The following is a 13,118-nucleotide window of genomic DNA, read 5'->3' as shown; positions in this document are numbered from 1 at the left end:
ACGTGGTCCGGTGATGCCGTGACGCTATTGAGGAAGGAATGCACTATGCGCTGGTCGTCCGTATCCATGTATTCCCTGCTGGCTGTTGCCGCGTTAATTCTTAACGGTTGCAGCAGCCACGCTCCACCGCCAAGTGGCCGGTTTGCTGATTCCATTACCGTTGTTGCCGAGCTCAATGACCAGCTCAGTCAGTGGCACGGCGCACCTTATCGTTATGGCGGTTTACAGCCCAGCGGTGTCGACTGTTCCGGTTTTGTCTTTCGTACTTATCGCGATCGTTTTGGGGTGGTATTACCAAGAACCACGGTCGATCAGACTAAAATCGGCACGAAAGTTTCCCGTGATGAACTGCTTCCCGGCGATCTGGTTTTCTTTAAAACCGGCGGCGGTGAGAACGGCTTGCACGTCGGAATTTACGATACCGCAGACCAGTTTATCCACGCCTCGACCAGTCAGGGCGTTACGCGCTCTTCGCTCGATAATGTCTACTGGCGCAAAGTCTACTGGCAGGCCCGCCGTATCTGATACGGCATAAACCCCATTCCCCCTGATTTCACTGCGTATTTCATCCTGTTTTTTGCTGTTATTATCAGAGCAGACTCATTCAGGATGAATATGCGATGAAACCTCTCAGACTATTACTTTCCGATTCTTATGATCCCTGGTTTAACCTGGCTGTAGAAGATTGCATCTTCCGCGAAATGACGACTCAGCGGGTTTTATTCCTGTGGCGTAATGCCGAAACCGTGGTGATCGGGCAGGCGCAAAATCCCTGGAAAGAATGTAATACCCGAAGAATGGAAGAAGACGGCATTCGCCTGGCACGTCGCAGCAGCGGCGGTGGCGCGGTGTTTCATGATTTGGGAAATACCTGCTTTACGTTCATGGCCGGCAAACCGGAATATGACAAAAGTGTCTCGACCAACATCATTCTCAATGCATTGAAACGATTAGGCATCGAAGCCAGCGCCTCCGGCCGTAACGATCTGGTGGTTCAGACCGCAGAAGGGGAGCGGAAAATCTCCGGTTCAGCCTATCGTGAAACGACAGACCGTGGTTTTCATCACGGCACATTGCTGCTCAACGCTGACCTCAGCCGTCTGGCAAACTATCTCAATCCTGATATCAAGAAGCTGCAGGCAAAGGGAATTACGTCAGTGCGCTCAAGGGTGGCAAATCTCAGTGAATTTGTGCCGGAGATTAACCATGAGCAAATCTGCGAAGCCGTCACTGCCGCGTTCTTTGACTGGTACGGTGCGGGTGTGGAACCGGAAATTATCTCGCCGGATGTTTTCCCTGATATTCCGGGCTTCCCGGAGCGATTTACCAAGCAAAGCAGCTGGGAATGGAATTTTGGCAAGGCACCCGCGTTCAGCCATCTGCTGAATGAACGTTTTGTCTGGGGCGGTGTGGATATCCACTTTGACGTTGAAAAAGGCAGCATCAGCCGCGCGCAGATTTTCACTGACAGCCTGAACCCTGCACCGTTACTGGCTTTAGCCGATGCACTCGTCGGTACGCGCTATCACGCGCAGGATGTCGGACAGACGTGCCAGAAAATCATTGAACAAAATCCTGCAATGCAGGCAGAACTGACCGAACTGCAATCCTGGCTGGTGCGTTGCATTCAGTAAGTTTGAATTCCGGAGAGGGCACTGACCACGCTTTCTCCGGAATCTATTTTATCCCCGGCTCAGCTTATGTTGCAGACTTCTCTTCACCATCAGCGCATTTAATTTACTTAGGTCCTTGGGTATTAATATCTTCTAAAATAAGATTTATAAAAAGACTTACTCATAATGGTTAAACTAGGGGGGTAATTAGAGATTAATCGTATTTTAATGATTTAAATAAAGGAAGCTCATTACTTATAGGTGACCCGCATCATAAACTAAAATGTATTCGGATATTTTGCAGGGTTGTTTTAATAGTTAATTATTATAACTGCTTGTATACTCTTTAGGCGTCACGTAAAAGGGGGGAGGTATGGATACGGTTGAAGAACTAAATGGAACTTACTTTTATGCGGGTAAGTCAAATTTAACTGCTGGTGAGATGCTTTTTATGATCTTCTGCGAACATACAGTAGATCAATTCGGATTAGGTATCGTAGATTTCGGAGCTATAGTTGCAATTCTTTCTGGCAGAAATGATCAATCAACCAGAGCGAAACCAATGGGGGCAACTAAAGGTACTTCATACGCATCTAAAGCAGCACGAACTGTCTTTAAGAAGTCGAAATTTCCTTTTGGAATCTCTCTACCAACTTGGTTAGGGGGATATACGCCTTGGACAACAAGACGAGTCATGGTACGTAATATAGCCCCATTTGTAGGCCGGAGTATTCCCTTACTTGGTATTATTGTACTTGCTGCTGATGTTTCTGAAATCACTTACAAGTCAATTCGTGATTACAACATGATAGCAAGGGAAAATGATAAATTATGGTAGACAATGTTGAACAACAAATCTATGACTTCATCCGACCTTATGCCGGTACATATCTGTTCAATATTAAAAAGGTAGAACTAACACCTGATACGGATCTCGATACTGACCTGAGCATTGATGAGTATGAAATTGATGATTTAATGAATGAGTACTTTGCAAAGTTCAATGTTGAAAAAAGTAATTATAGTACTCAAACATATTACCCAGATGTACGTGTTTCTTGGAATCCATTCAAAAAAGTAGTACCAGTTCAAGTACCAGATTTTACAATTGGTATGTTGATAGAGTCGGCTAAAGCCGGTAAATGGTTATACGATTAGCAAGGAGCTAAATCAATGGCTGTACCAGTTCACTTATGGCTTAAAGACGATGGCGGTGCAAATATCCGTGGTTCATCTGATGTAAAGGATCGTGAAGGAAGCATAGAACTAAGATCGATTCACCATAACCTGAGTATTCCAACTGATAGCAATACAGGGAAGCTAACAGGTACTCGACAACATGCTCCTTTCCAGTTTGATAAGGAAATTGACTCATCAAGTCCTTACTTGTACAAGGCAGTGGGTACAGGCCAAACGTTGCACTCTGCAGAAATCAAATGGTATTGCATCAACGATGCAGGGCAGGAAGTCGAGTACTTCAACATTTTGCTTGAAACCGTAAAGGTCATTTCAGTCACTCCAATGATGCATGATACCCGTGGCTGCCCTGGCACAGGCCATATGGAAAATGTCGCACTTCGTTATGAGAAGATAACCTGGAAGTATGTTGACGGGAATATTCAATATACCGACGCCTGGAACGAGCGAAGTACAGCATAAGACCACAGGGGCTGTATCAGCCCCTTTGAGATCATAAGGCATAGTGACTCATTTCACATACGATTCAGTTTATGTTGCAGACTTCTTTTCACCATCAGCCATTCATGGTCAATGATGGAAAACACCACTGTGTCGCGATAACTTCCGTCAGCATTTTTGCTGTGATTACGTAATACGCCATCCTGTTTAGCCCCCAGACGGGTTATCGCTGCGCGTGATTTATGATTATGCCAGTGAGTTCTGAATTCAACGGCAATCGCCTGAAGTGTTTCAAACGCATATTCCAGCATCAGTGCCTTACATTCGGTATTCACCGACGTTCGCTGAAAACGTTGCGCATACCAGGTAAAGCCAATTTCCAGCCGGTGGTTTTTCACATCAGCATTGGAAAATCGCGATGTGCCGATGACTTTTTGCGTTTCGTTATGGACGACAACGAACGGCAGTGCGCGGCCCGCCGCCTGCTCACTCAGTGCATCATCGATATACTTCCCAACCGTTTCCGGGCGCGGAACGGAGGTAAACCAAAGCTCCCATAATTCGCCGTCGGCAGCGGCTTCAGCCAGTGCATCCGCATGGCCATGACGTAAAGGGTGCAAACTGATAGTGCGGCTTTCCAGAACCGCTTCTTTTAACCATAGCGCCACTGACATTGTTAATAACCTCAGATTTATTATTCTTTTAGAAGAATGAAAGAGTTCAGGGTTAACTCTTCATCTGCCGCAGCACACCTTGTGCGATTTCTCATAAGACACTATAACCATTAACTAAAATACCTGGAGAGGCTGCCGTTGAGATGCCAGCTCAAATAATGACCATTAATTTGTCTAAATATGTCTGATAGCGCTCGCACTGCACGTTGCGTGTTTTCATTGCTGAAGATAAGATTAGTCTGAAACCCCTGTATTGACTGACATATCCCTCAATGAGAAGGTGAGAAGGGGGAATCACATCTTGCAACATTTTATTTTGCAGTCATCAGCACCATTGTCGCTGCAAACTGGCAACCGGACTGGCTCTTTCTTGATATCAATTTCTCTAACGTTTAGGTTACGCCTCGGGGCTCCGGCATCTTTATGATTTGATTGATGGTCAAAAAGGTTATTAATCAATTCGCAATGCCGTTGATGTTTTGGATAAAAATGAAAATACAATTCGATACGGCCTTTAACAGTAGCTATCTGTGTCAGCCGGTCTACACGACTGAAGGGAAATTGCTTGCCGTAGAATTAATTTGCCGTTTTTCAAGCGCAGACAGCAAGCTGGTTATGCCCACGGAACTGGTGTTAAACCTGTTATCTCCACAGCAGTTATTGAGTTTTCTCGACGAACAGCAAGTCTGGGCGAATGAACACGCCCAATGGTTTCACGACAATCAGGTAATCTTGAATATCAGTGTTGAAGAAAAACAGGTGGCTTTATTGCTCGGCGATGAAAAGATTCGTGAGGCTTTTAAAGCGCATTCTTTTATTCATCTCAATCTGAGCGAATCATTTCCACAGCTTTCTCAGGGAAGGAGTAACGCGCAACTGGTCGCACTCAAGCAGCATTTTACCTTGTGGCTGGAAAACTTTGGCTCCGGGAGTATTACGATGGCGCCGATTTTTGACCATCTGTTCCAGTGGGTGAAACTGGATAAAAACCTCTTCTGGCAACTTTATGACGGGGAGCATTTTACTATCGTGATGCCGTCATTGATCCGCAATGTTAACCGTTTTTGCCGCAATATCGTGGTCGACGGACTGGACAGTCAGGAGTATTTCGATGCATTGCGTAAGAAGGATGTGCAGGGCGTAAAAGGCCTGTTATGGCCTGGCGTTGACCCCGCTGAGCTGGACAGCCTGCTCAACCGGCCAGCTCAATTTCAATAATCGTCACTGTCGTCCTGATATTCGCGATCCCGGTCAGCACCCGCTGTACCGGGATTTTTTATGGCGACTGCCCATAATCTCCCTGCATTTACTCCGTGTTAATCGGGACGGTGCAGACCTACACTAAAGAAAAGGGGGATTTATGCCGCAATTCGAACACCATTACGCAGACCAACTGCCCGGTTTTTACACCGCGCTGCAACCGACGCCACTCAAAGGTGCGCGCCTGCTTTATCATAGCGAGTCGCTGGCGCAGGAGCTGGGGCTGGATGAATCTCTTTTCGGCGCCGATCACCGTGAATACTGGTGCGGCGAGAAATTTTTCCCGGGCATGCTGCCCGTGGCGCAGGTCTACAGCGGGCATCAGTTTGGTGTATGGGCCGGTCAGCTGGGTGACGGACGTGGAATTCTTCTCGGCGAACAGGTTTTGCCCGGCGGAAAACGTGCTGACTGGCACCTGAAAGGGGCTGGCCTGACACCCTATTCACGCATGGGCGATGGTCGTGCAGTATTGCGGTCCGTCGTGCGTGAGTTTCTGGCCTCAGAAGCGCTGCATCATTTATCGATCCCGACCACCCGCGCTTTGACAATCGCCACCAGCGATGAGCCTGTTTTTCGTGAACAGCCCGAGCGCGGCGCGATGCTTATCCGCGTAGCCGAAAGCCATATTCGTTTCGGACATTTCGAACACTTTTATTATCGTAAGCAGCCCGAACAGGTGAAGCAACTGGCCGATTATGTCATTGCTCACCATTGGCCCGAATTGCTGGAAAGTGAACCGGTTGAATCGTCGCGTTATCAGCGCTGGTTTACTGAGGTTGTCGGTCGTACCGCCAGTCTGATGGCGCAATGGCAAAGTGTCGGGTTCGCCCACGGCGTGATGAATACCGACAATATGTCTATTCTCGGGCTGACCATTGATTATGGCCCGTTCGGTTTTCTCGATGACTATCAGCCGGGTTACATCTGCAATCATTCCGACCATCAGGGACGTTACAGCTACGATAATCAGCCCGCCGTGGCGTACTGGAATTTGCATCGTCTGGCGCAGACGCTGTCCGGCCTGATGACCACGGAACAATTACAGACTGCGCTGGGCGAGTACGAACCGGCGCTGATGAAGGCTTACGGTACGCTGATGCGCGGCAAGCTGGGCTTTTTCACCGAGAACAAACTGGACAACGACCTGCTGACCGGCCTGCTGAGTCTGATGGCGAAAGAGGGCAGGGATTTCACCCAAACCTTCCGGTTATTAAGTCAGACCGAACAGCAACAGGCCACTTCGCCGCTGCGGGATGAGTTTATCGATCGTGCGGCTTTCGACAGCTGGTATCAGGCTTATCGCCAGCGCCTGCTGACCGAAGAAGTTGCTGACGCGACTCGTCAGGAGGCGATGAAGCAGCGTAATCCGAGAATTATCCTGAGGAATTATCTGGCGCAGCAGGCCATTGAACGCGCCGAAAAAGATGACATTAGTGCGCTGACCCAGTTGCATCAGGCGTTGCGTGATCCGTACAGCGACGCGCCGCAGTATGATGCGATGGCGGCGCTGCCGCCGGACTGGGGAAAACATCTGGAAATATCCTGCTCCAGTTGACAAAAAAGCCACAAAGCGAACTGCCTTGTGGCTTTTCTTTTATTAACCGCGTTTTACTGGCGCAGAAAAACCTGAGGTAACGCAGTCTCCGGATGCGGGCAGACGTTTAAATCGGCCTGATACCAGCGACTCAGCGTTTCTTCGCTCAGCACCTGAGCCGGAGTCCCGCTGGCAACGACTTTCCCGCCGTGCAGCAAAATAATCCGGTCGGCATACAGTGCGGCAAGATTCAGGTCATGCAAAACACAACACACAGCCAGCGGTGTCTGTTGCGTTAACTGACGTAACAGGCGCAGCGCATGTTGCTGATGATACAAATCGAGCGCAGAAGTCGGTTCATCGAGAAACAGCCAGCGCGGGGCAGGCTCAGGTTGCCAGAGCTGGATTAATACCCGCGCAAGCTGAACGCGCTGTTGTTCGCCGCCGGATAGCTGGCGATAGTCTCGCTCAGCCAGATTCAGGCAGCCTGTCTGCGCCATCACCTCCGCCAGCGCGAGCTGCATATTCTGCTGTCCGTGTGGCGAACGCCCGAGCGTCAGTACTTCACGCACACTAAATCCGAAAGCCAGCGTACTGTTCTGGCGCATTACCGCACGTGTGCGTGCCAGTTCCTGCGCCTGCCAGTCGTTCAGAGGCTTGCCCATCATCGAACATTGCCCGGAATCCGGGGCAAGATAACCGGTTAACATCCGCAACAGTGTCGATTTACCTGCGCCGTTTGGCCCGATCAGTGCCACCATTTCGCCGCTTTCCAGACTGAGCGACACATCATCAATCAGCCGGCGACCATTGACAGAATACGTCAGGTTTTTTGCCATCATAGATAAGGAAACATCAGACATTGCGTGGTACTCCCGGGCGCAGGATCAGCCAGAGAAAATACGGGCCGCCAAGCAAACTGGTCAGTAAACCCACCGGCATTTCTGCCGGGGCGACCAGCGTGCGGGCCAGCGTATCCGCCAGCAATAACAGACAGGCTCCGGCCATGGCTGAACCTGGCAACAGCCAGCGATGGTCGGCACCTATTCGCATACGTAAAAGATGCGGGATGACCAGCCCGATAAAGCCGATAACGCCAGAAACCGCCACCGCAGCACCCACCAGCAACGCGCTCAGCAGCAATAACTGCAACTGAGTACGCCGGACATTCACGCCCAGATAATGGGCATCTTCTTCACCCAGTTGCAGAATATTCAGACGTCGCGCCATGAACAGCGCCGCAACACAGGCCGGCAGGATCAGCGAAGAAGCGACGGCCAGTGTCGGCCATTGCGCCTGACCCAGACTGCCCATGCTCCACAGCGAAAACTGGCGCAATTGCTGGTCATCACTGACATACGTCAGAACGCCCACAGCAGCGCCACACAGCGCGTTAATGGCGATCCCCGCCAGTAGCAGACGTGATAATCCGCCATGCCCGAAACGGCTCAGGGTAAACACAATGGCTGAAATCGCCAGACTGCCGAAAAAGGCGCTGATCATATGGCTGTAAAGTGCCAGAAGCGGAGGCAGGGCGAGGGGCATAACAATGGTCAGTGCGACGGCCAGCGCCGCACCGCTGCTGATCCCAAGCAAACCGGGATCCGCAAGAGGGTTACGAAATAATCCCTGCATCACGGCACCGGAAGTTGCCAGCGCACAGCCGACCACGACAGCCAGTAAAACGCGTGGCAGACGGATGGTCAGCCAGACCTGCCAGAGATCATCATCAAAAGGACGCGAAAGCAGCGTTCTGAGGGACAACGCCATCGCGCCGGTGTTGGCTGCCAGAATCGCCAGAACCAGCAGAGCACCGCCGAGTCCGATCAGCGCCCAAACCGGCGAGCGGCGTCGTGATGGCATTGGAGGGCTCATGCTGCTCATTTCGCTTGTTCCGCCGCCTGACGAAGCTGCGCCATTACCGCCGGAGTTTGCAGGCCAAAGCCCAGCAGCGACATATCATCCAGTACCAAAACGCGTTTGTTTTTACCGGCAGGCGTCATGGCCACACCCGGTAGTTTCCATACCTGATCCAGCCCGCCGAGCGTTTTGACACCGTCTGCGGTCAGCAGAAGAATATCCGGCGCACTGGCAATCACTCCTTCCTGAGAAAGGGGACGGTAACGACTGAATCCCTGCATAGCGTTTTTGGCGCCAACGGACGTGATCATCGCATCTGCCGCCGTATTTTGCCCCGCAGCCATAGAAGACATGCCGCCGTGGCTCATCACAAACAGCATTTTTACCGGCAACTCATCGTGGCGAATGGTTGAAAGCTGTGAACGATAAATAGCAATCAGTTTTTCGCCTTCAGCCTGACGGTTCAGGGCACCGGCGATAACTTCGATTTTTTTTGGAACCGTTTCAATAGAAGGCGTGCCCGGCACACGAACGACCTTTACGCCATTTTGCGATAACTGCTGTAACACCAGTGACGGTTCTGCCAGTTCGCTGCTCAGTACCATTGAGGGATGCATAGATAAAATGCCTTCGGTATTCAGCTGGCGCATATAACCGACATCCGGCAGCGCCAGTACAGCTTTCGGGCTCAGACTTGTGCTGTCGCGTGCTACCAGTTCATTGCCTGCCCCAAGGGCATAAACAATTTCGGTCACATCGCCGCCGATGCTGACCAGCTTTTCAGCGGCATGTACCAGCGGCGCTACCAGCAATGTGCCGGTAGCGAACAGGGCTTTCAGGGTGAGTTTCATGCTGCAATGCCTTCGCTGCTGAGCTGAGCCAGCTGCTCACGCCACTGTGTCTGCTCTGGTGTGCCTTCGGTACGCTGTCCATAAAGCTGAGCAATCTGAGTTCCGTCGGCAGCAAACAATTCCAGGCTGGTGACGAAACCATCTTTGGTCGGCTTACGGGTGATCCAGCTTTGTGCGATGGCGCTTTCCACCAGATGCAGCGTGAAACGTTCATTGAATACGTTGATCCACTCACCGTGCGGCATGACTTTTTCGATCTTACCGGTAAAGATTTGCACACAGCCGCGGTTACCAACAAAAATCATAATTTCGTTTTGGTCATCTTTAGCGATGTTGAGCAAACGGGTCAGGGAACCATTTTCCACACGCCATGCAAGATCATCACCCACCGCTTCAAAGGCCTGCTGACGGGTAATGTCATGACGTTTCAGTAACTGGAAAAACTGATGAACGTCGGTCATTGCGCGCCAGTCTGCATCGATTGTGCTGGTGTCAGCCGCTTTCACTGCCGGAGCCGGTGGCGCAGCTTCAATTTGCAATGGCGGATTGATATCGCTTTTATACTGTGCAATCAGCGCGTTCCAGGCCGCCATATCGGTTTCATCGGTGTTGTAGACTTTATGCACCGCACCGCCGTGAGCATCAAAAAACTGAATGCTGTGGCGAACGCCGCGGGACGTGGTCTCGGACATACTGAAAATATGCTGCCAGTGTTGCAGGAACAGGCGTAAATCCAGGGCGCGCGGGTTGAGAATCAGACCAGCATGACCATTCAGATGCTGATTCTCATAGCGACCTTGCTGTTCGTGTACCGCGAAGTCGTTACGGGTAATCGATTTTGTGCCGCCAACATTTTCCAGAGCCGCCAGCAAGGTGCGGGCATCCACATCCAGTCGTGCGGCATCATGGGAAACGCGTAATGCGGTTAATTCCGCCTCGCTGATACCCAAAAGCGCCGCCAGATCGCGGGCATATTTACCTGGGTTAGCTTCTTTAGCCTGTAAATAATCCTGATAGTGAACTGAATGCATTGCTGTCTCCTCGTTAGCCTAAGTCACCCGCTATCTGGCGGGTTAAAACTCGCGATGTTATATGAATGATTTGTAATAATATTTTAGATGCAATTCCGCAAACCCACACTTGGTAATGGGAATTAATATCAATTTGATAATCATTATCAAATCATTGCATGAACACATCAAGAAAATTTTGTTGATGGAATGTAATTTCTGCAAGGTAACCCTTTAATTTAAGAGGGATAGCACGGGGATTTTAGAAGGCAAACACAGGAGGTCAGGGGAAGCAGGGAACAGCAGGGATAAAAAAGGGCAACGACATTGCCCTTTAAAAAGTGATCAGAAAGGGATCAGAACCGGCTGTCAGTGGCCTGAGCCAGCATCGACAACAGGGTTTCAGTATCTTCCCAGTTCAGACAAGGGTCAGTGACTGACTTGCCGTAAACTAACGGTTTACCCGGATGAATCGCCTGTGTGCCTTCTATCAGGAAACTCTCCGCCATAATACCGGCAATGGCCGTCGAACCGCTGCGGATCTGCTGGCAAATGTCTTCTGCCACCTCCAGCTGACGGCGGTGCTGTTTCTGACAGTTGCCGTGGCTGAAATCGACCACCAGACGCTGAGGCAAATCAAACTCGGCCAGATTCTGGCAAGCCTGCTCCAAATCTTCGGCATGATAGTTAGGTTTTTTACCGCCCCGCATGATCACATGACCATAAGGGTTGCCTGATGTGCGGTAAATGGTCATCTGACCGGTTTTATCCGGTGACAGGAACATATGGCTGGTGCGTGAGGAACGTATGGCATCAATGGCGATACGTGTATTGCCGTCGGTACCATTTTTAAAGCCAACCGGGCAGGACAGGGCTGACGCCATTTCACGATGGATCTGGCTTTCCGTGGTACGTGCGCCAATCGCGCCCCAGCTGATGAGGTCAGCAATATACTGGCCGATCACCATATCCAGGAATTCGGTAGCAGTAGGAATACCGAGCTCATTAACGGCCAGCAGGACTTTGCGCGCCACCTCAATACCGTCATTCACACGGCATGAACCGTTCAGCTCAGGATCGGAGATCAAGCCCTTCCAGCCAACAACCGTACGGGGTTTCTCAAAATACGTGCGCATCACGATTTCAAGACGGTCCTGATACTTGTCACGTAATACGCGCAGTTTTCCCGCGTAATCAATCGCCGCTTCAATATCGTGAATAGAGCAGGGGCCGACGACAACCAGCAGGCGCTGATCTTCGCCGCTGACAATTTTTTCAATCCGTTTACGTGATTCCATCACGTGTTGTGCGACCGACGGGGAAATTGGCAATTTGTCTGCCAATGCCTGAGGCGTAATCAGGCTGTCGATGCGCGTCGTACGCAGTTCATCTGTTTGTGACATGGTGCTCTCGAAAATTTGTTTCTTCTCTGCGGCAGGAATACCGGGAAGTGATGGCGATCACAATAACCCAAAAACAGATGAATTCAACCACTCTCGCCAGGATATGCCACCCAAATCAGGAAATGGATTCAGAACATACGGCGACTCATGCCGAAGCTGTCCATAATCTTCGCTGATATCTCTTCAACGGAATAATTCGTACTGTTGAGATAGCGGATTTTATTCTTGCGAAATAATGCTTCCACTTCCGAAACTTCCATCCGGCACTGGCGCAAAGAAGCGTATCGGCTGTTTTCAACGCGCTCCTGACGGATGGCTGTCAGACGTTCCGGATCAATCGTCAGACCAAACAATTTATGCATATGCGGTTTCAGTGCTGAGGGCAGCTGGATGTTATCCATATCGTCAGCAGTAAACGGATAGTTAGCCGCGCGGATACCGAACTGAAGCGCCAGATAGAGGCTGGTGGGGGTTTTACCGCAGCGAGAAACGCCCAGTAAAATCACTTGCGCCTGATCGAGATTGCGCAGGGAAATACCATCGTCGTGTGCCAGCGTGTAATCAATGGCGGCAATGCGCGCATCATATTTAGTGATGTTACTGGCCGTCAGGCCATGCGTCCGGTTGGCAATGGGAGTGGGATCGACCCCCAGTTCATTTTGCAAAGGTGCCACCAGTGACTGAACGATATCCTGGCAAAACCCTTCGCTGCCATTAATGATGTCGCGGATGTTGGGGGAAATAATTGAGTAAAACACCAGCGGACGGGCACCCGTTTTTTCAAAGATTTCGTTAATCTGCTTGCAGACAGTTCTCGCACGTTCCTCACTTTCCACAAAAGGTAACGAGTAAGTGGTCGCGTTGACCGGAAATTGAGAAAGCACCGCATGGCCCAAAACCTCTGCCGTGATAGCCGTACCATCGGAAATGTAAAACACGCATCTGTCCACAAATGACTCCTGAATTAAATCACTTCATTTTATTTATTCGCGCCGATGTCTCGCAGCTTATTAAGTAATAACCAGAATTGAAGGAAATAAAAAGGGTAATTCCTTTGCAATCCCAACTTATCGTCATTGCTGCGAGACAGTGCGCAAAACTGCTGTAAAAAATGAAATGGCATTTTAAATTTTTCGCGATTCCTCGCAGGTTTTTGATTTGCTTCAGCACGGCTTCAGCAGCTCTGTTAGCATGAATCACTGATCGGAAAGGGAGATAACTTCTTCATGATTCATAAGGAATAATGCTCAGTTCACGTCAGTAACAAAAATCCGG

Annotated in this window: 14 protein-coding genes; 7 read left to right on the top strand and 7 right to left on the bottom strand. The window is 50.2% G+C overall.

Annotation, left to right across the window (positions count from 1 at the left end; all coding sequences use genetic code 11):
* The first annotated feature begins 45 nt into the window (after positions 1-45).
* The 5 genes from D6C13_RS06490 (at position 46) to D6C13_RS06470 (ending at position 3,272) form a co-directional block, all read left to right on the top strand.
* Positions 46-525 carry an NlpC/P60 family protein gene (locus D6C13_RS06490; RefSeq protein WP_120131991.1) on the top strand — a complete coding sequence of 160 codons (480 nt, stop codon included), beginning with the start codon at positions 46-48 and terminating at the stop codon, positions 523-525.
* A 95-nt stretch (positions 526-620) separates the two neighbouring features.
* Positions 621-1,634 carry a lipoate--protein ligase gene (lplA, locus tag D6C13_RS06485; protein ID WP_120131990.1) on the top strand — a complete coding sequence of 338 codons (1,014 nt, stop codon included), beginning with the start codon at positions 621-623 and terminating at the stop codon, positions 1,632-1,634.
* 352 nt (positions 1,635-1,986) lie between these two features.
* Complete coding sequence (locus tag D6C13_RS06480; RefSeq protein WP_120131989.1) at positions 1,987-2,451, top strand: STM2901 family protein; 465 nt, start codon at positions 1,987-1,989, stop codon at positions 2,449-2,451.
* Complete coding sequence (locus D6C13_RS06475) at positions 2,445-2,771, top strand: DUF1493 family protein (protein ID WP_120131988.1); 327 nt, start codon at positions 2,445-2,447, stop codon at positions 2,769-2,771. The genes D6C13_RS06480 and D6C13_RS06475 overlap by 7 nt, the downstream gene beginning before the upstream one ends.
* Positions 2,772-2,786: 15 nt before the next feature.
* Positions 2,787-3,272: an Hcp family type VI secretion system effector gene (locus D6C13_RS06470; RefSeq protein WP_120131987.1), complete on the top strand. Its 486-nt coding sequence runs from the start codon at positions 2,787-2,789 to the stop codon at positions 3,270-3,272.
* Positions 3,273-3,325: 53 nt separating this feature from the next.
* On the opposite strand, the gene D6C13_RS06465 is transcribed toward D6C13_RS06470, so the two are convergent.
* Positions 3,326-3,925, bottom strand: a complete 600-nt coding sequence (locus tag D6C13_RS06465) for a GNAT family N-acetyltransferase (RefSeq protein WP_120131986.1) — start codon at positions 3,923-3,925, stop codon at positions 3,326-3,328.
* Positions 3,926-4,414: 489 nt separating this feature from the next.
* On the opposite strand from D6C13_RS06465, the gene D6C13_RS06460 reads away from it, so the two are divergent.
* Positions 4,415-5,143 carry an EAL domain-containing protein gene (locus tag D6C13_RS06460; RefSeq protein ID WP_120132074.1) on the top strand — a complete coding sequence of 243 codons (729 nt, stop codon included), beginning with the start codon at positions 4,415-4,417 and terminating at the stop codon, positions 5,141-5,143.
* Between the two features lie 142 nt (positions 5,144-5,285).
* The gene (locus D6C13_RS06455) at positions 5,286-6,740 is read left to right on the top strand and encodes a protein adenylyltransferase SelO (protein ID WP_120131985.1); all 1,455 of its coding nucleotides are present in this window, start codon (positions 5,286-5,288) and stop codon (positions 6,738-6,740) included.
* Positions 6,741-6,793: 53 nt separating this feature from the next.
* On the opposite strand, the gene D6C13_RS06450 is transcribed toward D6C13_RS06455, so the two are convergent.
* From D6C13_RS06450 to ppsR, 6 genes are all read right to left on the bottom strand, one after another.
* Positions 6,794-7,582, bottom strand: coding sequence for a heme ABC transporter ATP-binding protein (locus tag D6C13_RS06450; RefSeq protein ID WP_120131984.1), 789 nt, complete (start codon positions 7,580-7,582; stop codon positions 6,794-6,796).
* Positions 7,575-8,603 carry a FecCD family ABC transporter permease gene (locus D6C13_RS06445; RefSeq protein WP_167457991.1) on the bottom strand — a complete coding sequence of 343 codons (1,029 nt, stop codon included), beginning with the start codon at positions 8,601-8,603 and terminating at the stop codon, positions 7,575-7,577. The genes D6C13_RS06450 and D6C13_RS06445 overlap by 8 nt, the downstream gene beginning before the upstream one ends.
* Positions 8,600-9,430, bottom strand: a complete 831-nt coding sequence (locus tag D6C13_RS06440; RefSeq protein ID WP_120131983.1) for a heme/hemin ABC transporter substrate-binding protein — start codon at positions 9,428-9,430, stop codon at positions 8,600-8,602. Before D6C13_RS06440 ends, D6C13_RS06445 begins: the two co-directional genes overlap by 4 nt.
* Complete coding sequence (locus D6C13_RS06435) at positions 9,427-10,461, bottom strand: hemin-degrading factor (RefSeq protein WP_120131982.1); 1,035 nt, start codon at positions 10,459-10,461, stop codon at positions 9,427-9,429. Before D6C13_RS06435 ends, D6C13_RS06440 begins: the two co-directional genes overlap by 4 nt.
* Before the next feature lie 335 nt (positions 10,462-10,796).
* On the bottom strand, positions 10,797-11,843 hold the full coding sequence (locus D6C13_RS06430) for a 3-deoxy-7-phosphoheptulonate synthase (RefSeq protein ID WP_120131981.1): 1,047 nt from the start codon (positions 11,841-11,843) through the stop codon (positions 10,797-10,799).
* Positions 11,844-11,971: 128 nt separating this feature from the next.
* Complete coding sequence (gene ppsR / locus D6C13_RS06425; RefSeq protein WP_120131980.1) at positions 11,972-12,793, bottom strand: posphoenolpyruvate synthetase regulatory kinase/phosphorylase PpsR; 822 nt, start codon at positions 12,791-12,793, stop codon at positions 11,972-11,974.
* Positions 12,794-13,118 lie beyond the last annotated feature (325 nt).

It is taken from the genome of Rahnella woolbedingensis, from assembly GCF_003602095.1.
In the GTDB taxonomy this organism is placed as follows: Bacteria; Pseudomonadota; Gammaproteobacteria; order Enterobacterales; family Enterobacteriaceae; genus Rahnella; species Rahnella woolbedingensis.
This window is presented reverse-complemented; position numbering and strand designations above follow the sequence as displayed.

Excerpts from the sequence above, each read along its gene's own strand:
- D6C13_RS06490 (WP_120131991.1), top strand. The coding sequence starts at position 46 with ATGCGCTGGTCGTCCGTATCCATGTATTCCCTGCTGGCTGTTGCCGCG.
- lplA (WP_120131990.1), top strand. The coding sequence starts at position 621 with ATGAAACCTCTCAGACTATTACTTTCCGATTCTTATGATCCCTGGTTT.
- D6C13_RS06480 (WP_120131989.1), top strand. The coding sequence starts at position 1,987 with ATGGATACGGTTGAAGAACTAAATGGAACTTACTTTTATGCGGGTAAG.
- D6C13_RS06475 (WP_120131988.1), top strand. The coding sequence starts at position 2,445 with ATGGTAGACAATGTTGAACAACAAATCTATGACTTCATCCGACCTTAT.
- D6C13_RS06470 (WP_120131987.1), top strand. The coding sequence starts at position 2,787 with ATGGCTGTACCAGTTCACTTATGGCTTAAAGACGATGGCGGTGCAAAT.
- D6C13_RS06465 (WP_120131986.1), bottom strand. The coding sequence starts at position 3,925 with ATGTCAGTGGCGCTATGGTTAAAAGAAGCGGTTCTGGAAAGCCGCACT.
- D6C13_RS06460 (WP_120132074.1), top strand. The coding sequence starts at position 4,415 with ATGAAAATACAATTCGATACGGCCTTTAACAGTAGCTATCTGTGTCAG.
- D6C13_RS06455 (WP_120131985.1), top strand. The coding sequence starts at position 5,286 with ATGCCGCAATTCGAACACCATTACGCAGACCAACTGCCCGGTTTTTAC.
- D6C13_RS06450 (WP_120131984.1), bottom strand. The coding sequence starts at position 7,582 with ATGTCTGATGTTTCCTTATCTATGATGGCAAAAAACCTGACGTATTCT.
- D6C13_RS06445 (WP_167457991.1), bottom strand. The coding sequence starts at position 8,603 with ATGAGCAGCATGAGCCCTCCAATGCCATCACGACGCCGCTCGCCGGTT.
- D6C13_RS06440 (WP_120131983.1), bottom strand. The coding sequence starts at position 9,430 with ATGAAACTCACCCTGAAAGCCCTGTTCGCTACCGGCACATTGCTGGTA.
- D6C13_RS06435 (WP_120131982.1), bottom strand. The coding sequence starts at position 10,461 with ATGCATTCAGTTCACTATCAGGATTATTTACAGGCTAAAGAAGCTAAC.
- D6C13_RS06430 (WP_120131981.1), bottom strand. The coding sequence starts at position 11,843 with ATGTCACAAACAGATGAACTGCGTACGACGCGCATCGACAGCCTGATT.